At 40.2% G+C, this 16,628-nt stretch carries 17 protein-coding genes; 13 read left to right on the top strand and 4 right to left on the bottom strand.

The genetic code is table 11. The features are described from left to right. The first annotated feature begins 42 nt into the window (after window positions 1-42). The 4 genes from KPY62_RS04550 (at window position 43) to KPY62_RS04535 (ending at window position 2,783) form a co-directional block, all read left to right on the top strand. Window positions 43-1,389, top strand: a complete 1,347-nt coding sequence (locus KPY62_RS04550) for a serpin family protein (protein ID WP_216581014.1) — start codon at window positions 43-45, stop codon at window positions 1,387-1,389. A 53-nt stretch (window positions 1,390-1,442) separates the two neighbouring features. Then, a complete protein-coding gene (locus KPY62_RS04545) occupies window positions 1,443-1,727 on the top strand; it encodes a hypothetical protein (RefSeq protein WP_216581013.1) in 285 nt (94 codons plus the stop codon). A gap of 109 nt (window positions 1,728-1,836) precedes the next feature. Further along, window positions 1,837-2,409 (top strand): hypothetical protein, encoded by a 573-nt coding sequence (locus KPY62_RS04540; protein WP_216581012.1) that lies wholly within the window; start codon window positions 1,837-1,839, stop codon window positions 2,407-2,409. A 50-nt stretch (window positions 2,410-2,459) separates the two neighbouring features. Then, window positions 2,460-2,783, top strand: coding sequence for a hypothetical protein (locus KPY62_RS04535; RefSeq protein WP_216581011.1), 324 nt, complete (start codon window positions 2,460-2,462; stop codon window positions 2,781-2,783). 405 nt (window positions 2,784-3,188) lie between these two features. Here the strand turns inward: KPY62_RS04535 and KPY62_RS04530 are convergent, their stop codons facing one another. Continuing rightward, complete coding sequence (locus KPY62_RS04530; protein WP_216581010.1) at window positions 3,189-3,515, bottom strand: hypothetical protein; 327 nt, start codon at window positions 3,513-3,515, stop codon at window positions 3,189-3,191. A 615-nt stretch (window positions 3,516-4,130) separates the two neighbouring features. On the opposite strand from KPY62_RS04530, the gene KPY62_RS04525 reads away from it, so the two are divergent. From KPY62_RS04525 to KPY62_RS04500, 6 genes are all read left to right on the top strand, one after another. Continuing rightward, entirely contained in the window at window positions 4,131-4,958 is an 828-nt protein-coding gene (locus KPY62_RS04525) for a bacteriorhodopsin-like (RefSeq protein ID WP_228730571.1), read from the top strand. 152 nt (window positions 4,959-5,110) lie between these two features. Further along, window positions 5,111-5,902, top strand: a complete 792-nt coding sequence (locus KPY62_RS04520) for a polyprenyl synthetase family protein (RefSeq protein ID WP_216581009.1) — start codon at window positions 5,111-5,113, stop codon at window positions 5,900-5,902. Continuing rightward, window positions 5,895-7,370, top strand: coding sequence for a phytoene desaturase family protein (gene crtI, locus KPY62_RS04515; protein ID WP_216581008.1), 1,476 nt, complete (start codon window positions 5,895-5,897; stop codon window positions 7,368-7,370). The genes KPY62_RS04520 and crtI overlap by 8 nt, the downstream gene beginning before the upstream one ends. After that, on the top strand, window positions 7,370-8,311 hold the full coding sequence (locus KPY62_RS04510; protein WP_216581007.1) for a phytoene/squalene synthase family protein: 942 nt from the start codon (window positions 7,370-7,372) through the stop codon (window positions 8,309-8,311). The genes crtI and KPY62_RS04510 overlap by 1 nt, the downstream gene beginning before the upstream one ends. Next, a complete protein-coding gene (locus tag KPY62_RS04505) occupies window positions 8,308-9,510 on the top strand; it encodes a lycopene cyclase family protein (protein ID WP_216581006.1) in 1,203 nt (400 codons plus the stop codon). The genes KPY62_RS04510 and KPY62_RS04505 overlap by 4 nt, the downstream gene beginning before the upstream one ends. Window positions 9,511-9,554: 44 nt before the next feature. Beyond that, window positions 9,555-10,400, top strand: coding sequence for a Brp/Blh family beta-carotene 15,15'-dioxygenase (locus tag KPY62_RS04500; RefSeq protein ID WP_216581005.1), 846 nt, complete (start codon window positions 9,555-9,557; stop codon window positions 10,398-10,400). On the opposite strand, the gene idi is transcribed toward KPY62_RS04500, so the two are convergent. The 3 genes from idi to KPY62_RS04485 form a co-directional block, all read right to left on the bottom strand. Beyond that, entirely contained in the window at window positions 10,365-10,955 is a 591-nt protein-coding gene (gene idi / locus KPY62_RS04495) for an isopentenyl-diphosphate Delta-isomerase (protein WP_216581004.1), read from the bottom strand. The genes KPY62_RS04500 and idi overlap by 36 nt on opposite strands. A gap of 209 nt (window positions 10,956-11,164) precedes the next feature. Further along, a complete protein-coding gene (locus tag KPY62_RS04490) occupies window positions 11,165-11,341 on the bottom strand; it encodes a hypothetical protein (protein ID WP_216581003.1) in 177 nt (58 codons plus the stop codon). Between the two features lie 622 nt (window positions 11,342-11,963). Then, window positions 11,964-13,328: a serpin family protein gene (locus KPY62_RS04485; RefSeq protein WP_216581002.1), complete on the bottom strand. Its 1,365-nt coding sequence runs from the start codon at window positions 13,326-13,328 to the stop codon at window positions 11,964-11,966. A 249-nt stretch (window positions 13,329-13,577) separates the two neighbouring features. Between KPY62_RS04485 and KPY62_RS04480 the strand changes: the two genes are divergently transcribed. From KPY62_RS04480 to KPY62_RS04470, 3 genes are all read left to right on the top strand, one after another. Beyond that, the gene (locus KPY62_RS04480; RefSeq protein WP_216581001.1) at window positions 13,578-14,255 is read left to right on the top strand and encodes a DsbA family oxidoreductase; all 678 of its coding nucleotides are present in this window, start codon (window positions 13,578-13,580) and stop codon (window positions 14,253-14,255) included. A gap of 188 nt (window positions 14,256-14,443) precedes the next feature. After that, a complete protein-coding gene (locus KPY62_RS04475; RefSeq protein ID WP_216581000.1) occupies window positions 14,444-15,607 on the top strand; it encodes an iron-containing alcohol dehydrogenase in 1,164 nt (387 codons plus the stop codon). A gap of 94 nt (window positions 15,608-15,701) precedes the next feature. Beyond that, the gene (locus tag KPY62_RS04470) at window positions 15,702-16,601 is read left to right on the top strand and encodes an SMP-30/gluconolactonase/LRE family protein (RefSeq protein WP_216580999.1); all 900 of its coding nucleotides are present in this window, start codon (window positions 15,702-15,704) and stop codon (window positions 16,599-16,601) included. Window positions 16,602-16,628 lie beyond the last annotated feature (27 nt).

The following is a 16,628-nucleotide window of genomic DNA, read 5'->3' as shown; positions in this document are numbered from 1 at the left end:
AGAGTACCATTCTTTTAATTATAATTTATTATTGAGCTCGATATGAAAAATGACTCACTTCGCTACTTTAGATATGCAGCCCATAATCGTGTCATCAGTGCCTTAGCTGTTACCAGCCTATTATTCGTGGTCAGTGGCTGTGACAATACCATAAGAAATAAGAGCACTGGTGCTGTTACAGATACCATTCCTCATGATCAGCCAACTATTAATAACCAAGCACTTACGATTGAGATAGAGGCTTTGATCTCGATACCAGAAGGTATAGCTGAAGTCGTCACTGCCAATAACCAATTTGCCATTGCTATGTATAAGCAGATAGAAGGTAAGTCTGAACAAGCAGATGACAACGTGTTTTTCTCACCGTATAGCCTGTCCACGGCTATGGCCATGCTCTATGCCGCAGCGGAAGGGGAAACCAAGCAGCAAATTCAAAAGACTTTTCATTATCCCTCAATGGATATTCTCAACCCTAATAGTGCAGCGCTCTATAACCAATTTAATAAACCCAATCCCGGTTATAAGCTTGCTACGGTCAATGACTTATGGATGCAACAAGGGTTAACGCCCACTAAATCTTACATAGACACCGTGCAACGTTATTACAGCGGCCAAGTGACCGCTGTTGATTTTGAAGGCAGTCCTGATCCTGCGCGTCAGAGCATTAATAAAAGAATTGCTGAGAAAACCAATCAATTGATCCCTGAATTACTACCTAGGGGTAGTATTAAGTCTGATACTGCTGTGGTGCTAACCAACGCCATCTATTTTAAGGGCGATTGGACCCTGCCTTTTACCGCCGAAAGGACCAGTGCCCAGCCTTTTTATAATGATATCGGCAGAGCCTCTAGCGTCCAGATGATGCGGCAGCAGTCTTATTTTGACTATTATGAGGACAAACATATACAGGTCGTGCAATTACCTTATAAAGGCGATGACCTATCTATGCTCGTAGTATTACCCAAATTCAATCATAAACTTGCTATGCAGCAATTAGATAAGAGTTTAAGTGCAACTAAGGTTAAGCAATGGAGTTCAGGCTTAGTAAGACAAGAGGTGAACCTTCATCTACCAAAGTTTAAGTTAGATGCGCGCTATCAGATGAAAACGTTGCTCGCCAATATGGGTATGCCAAAAGCGTTTCAGAACAACGCTGAATTTAACTTATATGCTGATGGCCCACCAATAAAGCTCGATGAGGTTTATCATCAAGCAGTAGTCACCGTCGATGAAAAAGGCACAGAAGCGGCAGCAGCAGCGGGTGCTGTAGGTATGTACGTTGGTATGTCTTATCCTGTTGAATTTAAAGCCGATCATCCATTTATGTTTATCATAAAAGATAACAAAACCGATGCGATATTATTCTTAGGGCAAGTGAATAAGCCTTAATTGAAGGCAATAGAAATAGATAGGGAGTTAAGTAGCTAACTATAAGGATAACCATGCTTAAGTTTCTAAAACATAAAAGAGATGATACCTGTGTTGATAAGGCAATAATAACAGCGATACGTTTTATGATTGCAGGCTTTACCATGGTATCAGGCTACTTATTAGCTTTTGCTGCCACCATGGGACCACCTATTGCACCCTATATTTGGAATGGCAATCTGGATTTCGGTATTAGAATAAGCATGATTATTATTGGCTTTGGTTTGTGTGCTGCGATATTGATTTGGTTTGTTTGGACACTATGTGCTGATATTTATCGATTTATTAGTCGCACCTAATAAACTTCAAGTGGCTGATTTTTGAAAAAAGGATTATAAAATACGTTTTTTATATCGCCTACCTATTTTAATCATACTATTTTTGTCCATGCAAACGGTATGGGCTTGTATGCCGCATTCACCAAATGATGTGTTTATTGCTCGTTTGCAGTCATCACAACCCGCACCAATAGATAATCAGCAGAAAATTTTTGATTTGCAATTTAGTAATCCACGCTTCGTTTTTCGCACGCTTAAAATGTGGTTTTTCTATACTACCCCTGAGCACTGGCAAAGTGATTTTGAATTCAAAGATATCGAGCCAAATGAGTTGATTATTGGCTTAGCATATGTGGCCAGTGGTAATGAGCCTGCAAACTATAAGGTGGTATCATTAGCGACCTTGAGCTGTAAAGACCATAAATTAATACTTAGCAAACCCTTAGTGCCTTTTTTGGCATGGAATCGAGTAGAGGGTAGATGTGGTCATGATAGTAGATATAAAGTTGGGATACTGGATGGCTTTATCGATGAAGATCAAGCTTATTATTTACAGCAGCTGCAAGCCAAATATCCTACCTGCAATAAACTGAATGCTGCCTTCCCTAGCAACGCCAATAAAAGTGTGTCCGAACAATATGAAAGTCAACCTCAAACATCATTCTGGGGAAAGCTTAAGTTATGGTTTGGGCACTGGATATAACGCCTCCATACTTAACGACAGACTATGGAAATATAAAATAAGGAGTTGCAATGAATGCTTTATATAAAGTGACAGGCTTAATGATATTTGGGTTAAGTTTGATGTCTTGTGATGCTCTATACAGTACGAGTACGAGTACGACTAAGAGCACAGTAGAGAACAATCATCTTAATACAGCCACAAGCGTATTAGACAAATCACTTGCCGCAACAGATATGAGCGACAGTGATTTCAATAAGTTAACTCGCGCCATACAACCAAACTTTTCAGATAAGCCGCTGCCACAATCCGACTTAACCTTGGCAGATAAGAAAAAACGCTCTGACTGTGGTTTTGACATGCGCGTGGCTGATGAAGCAAAGCAGCTGACTTAAAGGGAACTTTTAATCTAATACCATTGATGATATCAAAACTCATTTTTTATATGTTACTTACTGATATGATCAAACGGATGCGCCTCTCAAGTAGGGAATTGGAATTTAGCTGTAGGCTAATCACATATATGATTAGGATTGTTGAGACAGTCTCAGCATACTTCGTGAAGTGCCTATCTTAAACGATTATAGAGAGATAATAATAACTACGACTACCCAAAATGAATGGGGCGCTAAAGGAAAAAGTATCGCTCAAATTATTGAGTAGTTGAATGCTTTTGAAGACCAAGAATTGATAGTTATGGTCTCAAGCGACGCAGGAAAAACGTTGAGACCGGTTAAGCTACTTGGCAAAGAATTTGATAAAGATAATAAAGCTTATTGCACCCTGTTTATTTAAGTGTTTTAACCCTCATTAAGCCAATCTTTTATTAAATGCTCAATAAGCGGTAGAGATTCATGTGGATACCTATAATAAATACTAAGTACTTCAACACTGCCTGACCCTTCATCGCCAAAATTACTGAGCCAATAATCCATGAGATCCTTTTGACTTGGATCATAAGTAAGTTTGATGGCTTTATCATTAGTTGGATTAATAAAGCTCACGGCATCATCAGTATCTAGTAATTTACCGTCCGCCCCATGTTTATTGAAGTAGCTCAACCAATCATCTGTTCCCACTGTCTTTTTTATGGATTCCCGCATTGCTAATGACTGAAGATATTTCATGACTTGCTCTAATGTGCAGAGTGAATGATGGCTTTGTGACTATAAAAAGCTAAATGCGTTCCAAACAAATACTCTAACTACAAAGCGTTGCGAGAACTACTGCTGATAAACATCGAGCCTTTTGTGCCCCCACTAATGCTATATTTTGATTTAACGCTGTAGTCATATTTTGAGTTTAAACTGCAATTAAAGTGTAATCAAAGAGCGATAATTAAGCTTGCTTTTTATCAAAAATCAGTTGTTTTTTTACAGCAATAAAACTCGTAACAAAAAGAACTATTATTATTTACATTGATCTGCTAGTAAGTGCTAATCTCAATTGGTTAAAGCTAAAACTTAAGTGTTGTTAGTGGTAAAAACTCCTGTATTCAGTCCACTGTTTACAAAATATATTTATGACGTATGAGCCTATCTAATAAGAAATAAATCTATTGGTTTGCGACATGTAGTGTCACTAAATATTTCCAACTAAATGTGCGAATATTTTCTTAGTATCACTACTGTTTACGAATATAAACGTAAAGAGAAGCAGTTAGGGACGACACCAGATATGCACCCCCCCTAACATAATTGTATGAACAAACATTTCTTTGAAGTACAAAGGGAGAAAATATTATGATTACAAAAAATGGACATGATAAAACATCAAGCTTCTCGCTGAACCAAATCAACATTAACCTAAAAATGATAGCAACAGCATTCTTTTTATTAATGCTCCCAAACTTCGCAAATGCCGCAGCCAATTTAGCTGCTGACGATTTCGTCGGTATCTCATTTTGGCTGATTTCTATGGCATTAATGGCAGCTACTGTGTTTTTCCTTTGGGAAACTCAAAGTGTTACTGCAAAGTGGAAAACATCGTTGGTAGTATCAGGGTTGGTAACCTTCATTGCAGCCGTTCACTATTTCTATATGCGTGATGTGTGGATAACCACTCAATCCACACCTACTGTATATAGATATATAGATTGGTTATTAACAGTACCATTACTAATGATCGAATTTTATTTGATCTTACGTGCTATTGGCGTAGCAAAGGCTGGAATTTTCTGGCGTTTATTAATTGGTACTTTAGTAATGCTTATTCCTGGTTATATGGCGGAAGCAGGTTTCCTAAATATCATCGTAGGATTTGTTATCGGAATGATAGGTTGGCTTTATATTCTGTATGAGATCTTCTTCGGAGAAGCAGGAAAAGCTGCAGAGCGCGAAGCCAGCCCAGCAGTCAAATATGCTTATAAAGCGATGCGCTGGATTGTAACCGTTGGTTGGGCAATTTATCCAATTGGCTTCGTGCTTGGTTATATGACAGGTACTGTAGATCAAGATGCACTAAATATCGTGTATAACTTTGCAGATTTGGTCAACAAAGTCGCGTTTGGCTTGCTAATATGGTATGCAGCAACTAGTGAAAGTCAAGGTTTAGCAGAGAAGCAGGTTTAGCAATAAGCGTATATTATTCACTGTACTAGCGAGTTTGTGACTTCAGTTTGGAGTCACAAACTCACTCTCATATTAGAGTGATACCTATGATACTAACTAAAGCGGTGGTATTACCAAAAGCGTCTTCTATTTTGAAACAGTGTGAAAAAAACATGAGTTTCATCTTAAAAGATAATCAACCAGCCCTATTTCACCTAAATAGCGGTGGCAATAGATCTCGTGCAAAGTTCTGTTTAGAAGCAGGTATTGCGCTGCAATTGCCGACAAAATCGATAATTGCTTTGGCTTGTACTATCGAACTACTGCATAACGCGTCACTAATACATGATGATATTCAAGACTTAGAAGATATGCGAAGAGGCAGGCAAGCAGTATGGAAAAAATATGGCAAGTCGCATGCTATTTGCGCAGGCGATGTCATGATATCCGCTGCATATGGTGCGCTCGCTAATATCGGTTCACATCCAGCTCTAGCAAAACTATTGTGGCAAACACATCAGGCGGTTAGCATCACCATAAAAGGGCAATCACAAGACCTTGATGCTACAGATAGCATAAGTCAACAACAATACGAAAAAATTGCGGCTATGAAGTCAGGTCCTCTAATTCAACTAACCCTCTCCTTACCCTTACTAATGGCAGATAGGGGAGAATACTTAGAAACGGCTCATCACGCACTACAAAAATTCGCTGTAGCCTATCAAATAGTAGATGATCTCGGAGATTGGCAACAAGACTTACAGCAAAACCACCTCAACCTTATCAACTTATTAGCATTGGAATATGATATTGACGAAGCCACTCATATTGCGCAAAACCGTGCGCAATGTTTATTAACCCAGTGTCAAAAAGAACTAGCATTATTTCCAGCTGATTGTGCGGCATCAATTATTGAAGCTTCGCAGGCCCTACTAGAAAAAACAAGGGTAAGTATTTATGAATAAAGCTATCGTTATTGGGGGCGGGTTTGGTGGCATAGCATCAGCGCTTCGACTGCGTGCAAAAGGCTATGACGTGGTCATTATTGATCAACGAGAACGGCTAGGTGGGCGCGCACAACAGCATAAGATAGATGGATTTGTTTTTGATGCAGGGCCAACCGTCGTAACGGTACCCTTTTTATTTGAGGAACTTTTTTCCTTGTTCAATAAACAACTAAAAGATTATATTAATCTCGTTCCTGTTGAACCTTGGTATCGTTTTGTCTATCCAGATCAGAGCCATTTTGATTATGGCGGCACTATTGAAGACACATTAGCTAGTATTGACGAAATAGAGCCAGACGATAAAGCTGGATATATGGCGTTATTGAAGCAATCAGAAGCGATCTTTGATGTCGGCTTTACCAAGTTGTCAGATCAGCCCTTTCATAAAATATCGACCATGCTGGCCCAAGTTCCGGCACTAATCAGGCTTAAGTGTTATCGTAGCGTTTGGCAAATGGCGTGTGCTTATTTAAAAAATGACAAATTACGGCAAGCATTTTCTATTCAACCGTTATTAGTCGGTGGAAATCCGTTTGCAACTACCAGTATTTATAGCTTAATACATTTTGTAGAACGCAAATGGGGGGTTCATTTTGCCATGGGTGGAACTGGCGCAATGGTAGATGGCCTTGAAAAACTGATGCGAGAAGAAGGGATTGAAATAAAGCTTAATACTAGCGTCAGCAGTTTAACTATAGAGGCTAATTGTGTCACGCAAGTACATACTAACGATGGTTCTTTTTTGTGTGATAAATTGATCTCGAATATCGATCCGAAATTCTTATACCGACATCTTGTTCCCAAAGAAAATCAACGAATGGGGGCCAAACTAAAAACCAAGTATGCCAAGTCATCAATGGGCTTGTACGTGCTGCATTTTGGCACCACCAAAAAGTACTCAGATGTCGTGCATCATACTATATGGCTAGGCAAGCGATATGAAGCGTTATTAAGTGACATCTTCGATAAAAAAATATTAGCAGATGATTTCTCTTTATATTTGCATCGACCAACAGCAACCGATCCAAGTATGGCGCCCGAAGGCTGTGACTCATTTTACGTGTTAGCACCAGTCCCTAACAATCTGTCAGGCATTGATTGGGCGGCAAAAGAGCAAGATTATGGCGATAAAATAATCGAGGCCCTTGAGCGTACTATCATGCCGGGTCTATCCGACCATATTGTGCATCGTTTCGCTAAAACACCTACGGATTTTGAACAAGACTTTAGTAGTGTAGAGGGTAGTGGATTCTCAATTGCCCCATCGTTTCAGCAGTCTGCTTGGTTTCGCTTCCATAATAAGGCAGAAGGCCCAGAAAATTTATATTTGTGCGGTGCAGGGACACATCCAGGAGCAGGGTTACCTGGGGTATTATCATCAGCAAAAGTAGTCGATCAGCTTATTGCTCCAGTGGTCACTAGCTAATGCAGAACGATCCTACCGTATTATTGAAAAAACATGGAAAATCTTTTAATTTTGCACGCCTATTTTTAGGCTCCGAGACTGGTATTGCAGCGGCACGCTTGTATAGTTTTTGTCGAATAATAGATGACATTGCAGATGAGAGTTCCGATAAAGAGCAAGCCAAAAAGCAACTTGCAGATCTACACTATGCCATTCTCCAAAATCAAACTAAACATCCTATAGTTGGCGATTTTTTGCAGTTGTGTGAAGAATATAATATTGATAGAAATAACGGTATCACGCTTATTGAAGGAGTCAGTGAAGACTTATATCAACAAGCCTTGGAAACAGAACAACAGATCGTAAACTATGCCTATAAAGTTGCTGGTGTCGTTGGCTTAATGATGGCGCCTATTTTGGGTGCTAAAAAAGAAGGCTATCCGTTTGCGGTGGACTTAGGTATTGGTATGCAGTTAACTAATATCGCCAGAGATGTTATGGAAGACGCTAGTATGGAGCGTCGTTATATTCCAGGACAATGGATAAATGAGTTGTCAGCTGAGCAAATTGTTGTGGCACAGCTTAGCGATCGCCAACAAATACAGCAAGCCATAGTAAAATTACTCAGCCTAGCTGAAGAGTACTATCAAAGCGGATTAGCAGGACTTTATTACTTACCTGATGGCAACAAACGGGCCATCGCAGTAGCTGCCTACGTATATAGACAAATAGGTCGAAAATTATTAAAACAAAATTGCGAATATTGGCGAGGAAGAGTGTACGTATCGTTCCTGCAAAAAATAATACTGGCTGTAAAAGCGCTATGGCATCTACGCAGCAATAAATTTGCCGAAAAGGCAGTCAAGCACCGTACTGAACTGCATAACTATCTTGTAGAGTCACAGGGCATTAGCCATAGCTATCTGGATGAAAGTATAAAGGTAGAGGTAAAGACTCTGTGAACACCATAGATGCTGAGCAAGCTATTGTTGATGTGGTAATTATTGGCGCTGGTGCAGCTGGATTGTCCCTTCTACTGGCTCTTGATGAACAGCAATATACTGGTACGGTCAAAGTATTAGAGCAGCGAAGTGGCCCTCAGAACGACCGAATTTGGAGCTTTTGGCATAGTAATGCTGTGCCGAGCTATATAGAAAGCATAATTTCTCATAAATGGTCAACTTGGAGCTTGATGACAGAGCAAGGTCATTATTCTATGGAGCACTGTTTTTATCAGTATTGTTCAGTAAGGTCGGAGCAGCTCAGCGCGCTCGCTGCTGAGAGAACAAGTCGGCAAGCGAATTTCGATATAGTCTTTGATTGCGATATAGCGTCTGTTAATGTCGAGGATGACGGGTTCATCATTACAACTGCAAATGAAACCTTGCTTGCTAGGCAGGTTATTGACACTCGACCACCAGCATTAAGTAGTAAGCACCAAGGACTACTGCAGTGCTTTTATGGTGAAGAAATTAGGCTTGACGCTGGGGTATTTGAGCCATCCACTGTCAAATTAATGGATCAATTACGTAGCTCAGCGCTGGGTATCGAGTTTGTCTATGTGCTACCTTTTAGCGCCAACCATGCACTAGTAGAGTTCACTTGCTTTAGTATTGATATTATTGATAAACAAACGCTAAAAAAACGCTTTGCTCAAATAATAAAAACTATAGTCAAACAGCATGATTATGAAGTAGTGCGAATCGAACATGCGGTGTTACCAATGTATTCAATTGATCAAAATAGGCACAACTCTCAGCGTGATCTTATTTATGGTGGTATTGCAGGAGGTGCTATGAGAACAGCTACAGGGTATAGTTTCCTCAGCTCGCAGCGCTGGGCCAAAAAATGCGCTAGCGCCTTAACACAGCGAACGAAACTAGATGCTACAGCACTTGCTCCTATCAATAGCTTATACCAGAAAATGGATGCCATCATGCTAACCGTGTTACGCACTGATATGAAGATAGGGGTGACTATTTTTGAACGCCTGTTTAGGCGAGTAAAAGCAGAGCGGTTCGCACGTTTTATGACTGAGCAGGCCACTTTTTTTGATATTCTAAGCGTGATTTGGGTAATGCCAAAATGGGTATTTCTGCGCGCTGCTTTTAGCTCTTTTTTTACTCTCTCAGCGTTATCCAATAAAAAAAATCAGCGCTAGCAGTGACAAAATTACGCTATAGCCAAAGTTATCTAGGGGTGCTTTTGTGCTCAGTATTAATCACCTTGCTCAGTCCAGATATATCATCAAGCTATCTGCTTATTGCTTTAGCGTTAGCTGTGACTTTATTAGGCTTACCTCATGGCGCGTTAGACTTCGCTGTTGCCAAATCCCTAAAACTAGTTAATTCGCTCACTTCTGCTATATATTTTATTACGGCTTACGTTGCGGTGTCCGTTCTAGCGATTATCTTGTGGATTGCCTTTCCAGCTTTTAGTTTAGCCTTGTTTCTAGCCGTGTCTATTTATCATTTTTCTGCTGACTGGCGAGATACGATGTCTAGTTATGCTGGCATAGGATTAGCTGCGGTGGTTATTTGTGGTCCAGCTATTTTCTATTCAGCAACACTATTGATGCTATTCACCTCGCTGCTACTTAGTCCTGAGAGCGCCAAATGGATTATTCAAGGAATGAAGTTAGTATTTTGGATTGGGATAGTGCTGTTGTTATACTTTGTGGTTAGCGCTGTAAGATATAAACAGCAAAATAAACAGCCTATTGGCAAATGGACTGGTGCCGAATGGCTAGGGTTAATAGTAAGTAGCTTAATTTTGAGCCCTTTACTGCATTTTGCACTTTACTTTTGCTTGCTACACTCTCCCAAGCACTTACAAGATGTGAGTGAAAATCTTGACGTAAGCATGCGCAAAGCGCTAATTATTAGCTTACCTTTCGTCCTGCTTACACTAATATTGGCGGTAGTTCTATTTAAATTTGTTGGTACGGATGAGCTCAATGTCAGTTTATTAAGAGGGATATTCATCGGTCTTTTTGGCCTGACTATGTCGCATATGCTACTGATTAATCTGTGGCATGGTGCACAGCGCTGATAAATCAGTGGGCTTATTTTTCTTTATGAAGTCAAAAACCATTGGAAACCAAGCCACAAATGCCGTAGGTTTGCAGTGCAAAAGTTTAACTATCTCATGCTCTTTCCACCATTTGACATCCATCACTTCATTAGGGTTTTGCTGCCATTCGATATCATCAACATTAGCGATTACGATATTATCTAATTCATGTTCTATCATTTGGTTATCTAGCAAGTGCTTATAGTGAATTCTACCAATAGTAGAAAGATTTAACGGACTAGTAATCCCCAACTCCTCAGCGACACGTCTTTGCGCTGCATCATTGATGCCTTCATTTGGCTGCGGATGAGAACAGCAAGTATTAGCCCATAAGCCGCCACTGTGATACTTGTTTAATGCTCGCTGTTGTAACAGATACTCAGTGTCTGCACCTTGAGAGCGCATAATCATAAAGGAAAAAGCAAGATGAAGGTCACCACGTAAGTGTGTTTCTATTTTTTCTGCATATCCAGTTATTTCGCCTTTTATGTTAACGAGGGTAATAAGATCGATATTTTTAATTTTATTCATCATATCAAAACCCCTCAAATTACAGATATAATCAGCTAGAGTAGTAGTACTGGCGGTATTAACGACACTAAACATATTGTTAAAGACGCCGTTGTAGTTCTACTGCTGACCGAGTTCAATAGATAGTATTCACTAGACTAATAGGTAGAGATTATTAAAAAAATCACGGCAAGTTATGTCAATTTACAACAGTGTAGTGGTGCTAAAGATAACTAACCACGCTGATCGTTTAAGCGAATATAAAAGATAACCACAGCAAGAATAATAGTAACAGGTACTAGCGCCATTAGTGGAGAACCCGATAAAGCGGTCTGGCCAGCAACATAGACCAGCGCTGCAATTACAGCAAGTGCGCCTAACAGGGCGAGTAGTTTGATTGATTTTTTCATGAGCGATCCACCTTAATTTAACCAGTTAAACGACTATTTTAATTTCTTATTTTTGCGCTAGTTCACAAGTTATAGTTCATTTTCGCTAATTATTGCTAAGCGCTAATCTTCAGCACGCTTACTATAAATCGATGAAGGGATAGGAGTTTTAAAGCGAGTCAATAAATAGGTGGTGATGCAAAAATTATAATGAGGAGTTAGAGGAGGGATGACAGTCGAAGTAAGAGATTGTCTTTGAAGTAATAAAGATAAAAATAGACAGCAACTGCCCCGATTACTATAGTCTTAGTTTAAAGAAAAATGCTATAGAAAGCTATGGTAAGCAAGATTATTAAGGCAAAAACTATAAACGTTAGCTTATTAGCGCCTAGGCCATTACCGATAACCACTGTCACCGTTAAACAGCCTTTGAAATAGACTAAAAATAGTACTGCTGATGGTCTATAGCTGCAAAGTTAGAAACATTATTACTATTAGCTTTGTTGCTGGTGGCTGAGTCCAAAGCCTGACCAGCATTTATCATAAAAATGACAATAGGAATGTAAGCTGGTAGTTACTTTTTTATAAAGTATTTTTCTAACCGCTTTCGATAATGGCATTTGGTAAGGGCGTTATTTGTGTATCAAGGCTTATTGACTTGTCCCAAGAACAATACCGTCCCTGTTGCGTTATCCTTAATCACAAATATAAACGGATGATCGGCAGTGAACTCAATACGGTTAGTAGAGTAGCCAAGCGACATAGGTACAATACTGACACCTGTCGCTGCCGCAGCTTTAGTCCCTGTTTCATCCACTTCAATCACTGCTTGATGTACCATCGCATCGACTTTCATCGCTATTTGATCACTAAATAGACTAAAATCCGCCTGACTACCAAAAGCTATAGGCATGCCTATTTTAGATAATAATGGCGTCATCTCATAGCTTTGTTGCAGTTTGAATTTCGGTAAATCTAGTATTACCTCACGTTTGATTAGGCTTTTATTCCACTGCTCAATCTGGTTTGTATTAAGACTCTCGCTTAGACTCTGCATTGCTGCTTGATCTTTGGCTTTGGGCAGTATTACCATCATAGAGAGCGCTTCGCCTTTATAAGGTAGTTTGATTATCTGTGCGTGCTCATCTTCCGTATAAGCAAAATTAGCCTTATTATGCATCATATCTGTAGTGACAGTGCTGCCATCGAATAAGCTAAATAGCTTCTTTTCGCTGGGGTTAAAGGGCGTTTGCCAGTCTCCTTTAAAGTACACAGCATTGGTTAGTACAGTAGCCGTATTAGCACTGATACTACTCGGCGACATTAAAGTAAGGATCATCTGCTGAGTATAATCGGCAATAGTTCCGTTAATCTTTAAGCGAGCAGCTTCAGGACTGTTCTTAAAGTCGAGGTTGGTGACTTGACTGCCATAATAGTATGCGAGCGTATCTAAGTAGCTTTGATTGGGCTTTAGCCCTTGTGCTATCCATATATCATTGGCACTGACGAACTGATAATCCGGATTGGGCTTATTAAAATGTTGATATAGCGCTGCACTATTAGCATTCAGAGTCGCTAACTTTGGATAATAAAAAACCTGCTCAATCTGCTGTTTAGTCTCACCTTGCGCAGCGTTATAGAGCATTGCCATCGCCGACGATAAGCTATAAGGTGAAAAGAAGAGGTTTTTATTGTTCTGATCTGCCTGAGCGTTTAGCTGTTGATACAGTGCAATGGCGAATTGATTATTGGCGGTGACAACTTGGTTGAGGCCTTTAGGAGTTGCAACAGAATCATCAGTAAGCACAGGTTGGACGGCGTCTTGCTGCGCAGCTGCCTTAGATGGGTCATTGCCTGCTTTGAGCACCTTGGCAGTATCAGCTGGACGGGCTAATACATAAGTATTGTTACAGCCACTTATAGCTACAACTAAGCTACTAAGAGCTAAGCTTCGGTATAAGATTTTAGATAGCATTTTTGGGGAAAGCATTAAATGATTAAAGGTCATAATATAGTCGCTAATAAGGTAAAAGTTACATGGTTTTATAGTAAGGCAACAACAGAGTAAACCTATCAAAAAGCTATTTGATAAAATAGATGAGATGAGTAGCTGGCTAGAAATAATCAGATTTTTGATAAGTTATAGCGAATCAATTTAGTAAATAAAGGCAACCAGCTACTAACATTAGCATTAGCTAATAGGGCTATTATTAGTAATAGCCATCAGCAAAAATAGTCGATATTAACAGGAGTTCTTATGACCAATTCAAAAAGCCAAGCATCACTACGATCAACACCACCATTAAAAATAGACATCGTATCAGATGTGGTTTGTCCTTGGTGCGTTATCGGCTATCGACAGTTAGCGCAAGCCTTAGAGTCGACTAATACGGCTTACGAGATTCACTGGCATCCGTTCGAGCTTAATCCTAATCTAGCAGTTGAAGGTCAGAATCTACGTGAGCATGTGGCCGAAAAATACGGCCGAAGTGATGAAGAGTCACAGCAAAGTAGAGATAGGATGCAGACAGCGGGCAGCGAGGTTGGCTTTAGTTTTAACTTTAATGATAATAGCCGAATATATAATACTTTTAACTTACATCAACTACTACATTGGGCCAAGCAACAAAATAAGATGCATGAGTTAAAGCAAGCGTTATTCACTGCGCACTTTACCAATAATCGCGATATTTCTACTGTTGAGGTATTGGCGAATATAGCTGGCGAAGTTGGCTTGGATCGCGATATAGCATTAGCAGTGTTAGCAGATCAACGTTTTGCTAATGATGTGCGCAAATCTGAGCAGTGGTCACAGCAACAAGGTATTCAGAGTGTACCAGCAGTGATTTTTAATGACCTTCATCTGATCTCTGGTGCACAAGGGGTAGAAAACTACAAAATTATCTTAAAGCAGTTGGCTGAGATGGCTGAATAAATAGCTTTTTCAGTTCTAGGTAAGCTAAAACTTTAAGCCGAACTAGATTTTACCTCAAGTATTACTTCGCTTGAGGTTTTATGTGAACAGCCGTTTATAGAATTCGCTAGTTATTAGTGCTATAAACTGTATTATTAAGCTCATATAGCATTTTTATGAGCCAAGCTTTATAGACAAGGAAGTCGTTGATGATGGGAATTGAGTTTTATACTAATGGGCATATTATTAGTGAAGCTGATAGCATGCGCCAAAAGCTTGGGGAGTTAGCTAAGCAATACGCTGCTAGCTGCGCCATTATCGTCACTGATGCTGGTATCACTCAACTGGGCTATGTTGCTATCGCTCAGCAAGCGCTACAAGCATCCGGGATAAAAGTGGTTATTTTCGACAGCGTGGTAGCCGATCCACCAACTGAAGTGGTCAACGATGCCATGGCACTGGCAAGAGCCAATAACTGCGACTTAGTCATTGGCTTAGGTGGTGGCAGCTCTATTGATACCGCTAAGATAGTCGCTCTACATACTAATGACTTTGAGTGCATAAACGATATCTTAGATGTGGATCTAAGCCACTTTAAAAAAACAGCACTTTTCGCTATACCTACTACTGCAGGAACGGGTGCAGAAGCTACTTTTGTATCAGTGATTACTAGTAAGGATGGCAGCAAAAAGGCTATTTATACTCCAAAGATTATTCCCGATGTCGCTATTTTGGATGCGACACTGACCCTAAAGTTACCTCGTCATATCACGGCAGCAACGGCACTTGATGCTATGGTTCATTGCATTGAGGCTTATACTAGCCGTAGCAAAAAGAATGTTATCTCAGATGCATTAGCCCTAAAAGGACTACAAATGCTATGGCATAACTTTGACACTGTACTCAATCAAGGCGATAACCTCGAGGCTCGTACTGAAATGCTGCTAGGCTCTACTTTAGCCGGCATCGCCTTTGTTAACTCTTCAGTAGCTGCTGTGCATGGGCTCTCTTATCCTTTGAGTATTAACTTTCATATTCCACATGGTCATGCTAATGCGTTAGTTATGTGCGGGGTATTTAGCTTTAATTTATCAGCTGCTGCCCCTTTATATGCTGAGCTCGCCCGTGCGGTTATGCCTATCCAAACCGCTGCCATGAATGATTTAGACGCGGCAAGAGAGCTTATAGTCCAGTTAAAACGCTTCTTAGAAACTAGTGGACTTAAATATCGCTTAACTGAGTTAGCTATCACTAAAAATGACATTCCAGCGCTGGCTGATATTGTTATCAATACCTACGCTCGGCTCATTGCCACTAATCCTAAGGACATGACTTTAGAACAAGTCACAGCAATATATGAGGAGATTCTCTGATAGTTACTCATAAGTACTTAATAAAGTACTGATAACTACTGCTAGCCACGGCTAGCTTTTAAATAATTTTGTCTATTAATCAAGGAAGATAAAGATGTCAAAATATTCATTAGAAGTCGTTGTTGATGGTTTTCACTATCTAGAAGGACCACGCTGGCACAAAGGTGCCTTATGGTTCGTAGATTTTTATACTCAAGGAGTGTATCGGGTCAACGATGAGGGAGTAGCAGAAAAGAAAGTTCATATTGAGCAGCAACCTTCGGGTTTAGGCTGGTTACCTGATGGCCGGATGCTGATTGTATCGATGAAAGATCGTAAAGTTATGCGCTTAGAGGATAATGGTGAGTTAGTGGTGCACGCTGATATCTGGCAGCATTGTGCAGGCCACGCAAATGATATGGTAGTAGCACCTAATGGTGATGCTTATGTCGGCAACTTTGGTTTTGACTTAATGGGTGGCGCTGATTATAAGAGTGCGGGACTAGTGCTTATAAAGCCCGATGGTAGCTCACAGCTAGTAGCAGAGGGCTTAGCTTTTGCAAATGGTATGGTAATCTCTGCTGATCAAAAAACCTTAATCGTTAACGAGCTGTTCGGGAATAAAATATCGCAGTTTGCTATTAATGAAGATGGCACCTTGGGAGACAAGCGCGATTTTGCCAGCTTTGGTGAGTTGGGAGATGAGCCCAATCTTGGAGTGCGTATAGGCAATGCCAAAATATTGCCAGATGGCTTAGCATTAGATGCTGAGGGAGCAGTGTGGATTGCAGATACTCTAAATCAGCGTGCAGTACGTATAGCTGAAGGCGGAGAAATACTAGAGACTATCGATACTGCACCTGAAGGTGTGTTTGCGGTTGCTCTTGGTGGAGCAGAGGGCAATACCTTGTTTATGTGTGCAGCACCCGACTGGGATGAAGCCGCACGTAAAGCGGAAACTAAAGGGCGTATGCTAGCAGTCAGTGTTGAGGTGGGTCATGCTGGCACGCCTTAATTTAATTTAAAGCTGCTTTACTTTGTA

The organism is Psychrobacter sp. TAE2020 (assembly GCF_018919485.1).
GTDB lineage: Bacteria > Pseudomonadota > Gammaproteobacteria > Pseudomonadales > Moraxellaceae > Psychrobacter.
This window is presented reverse-complemented; position numbering and strand designations above follow the sequence as displayed.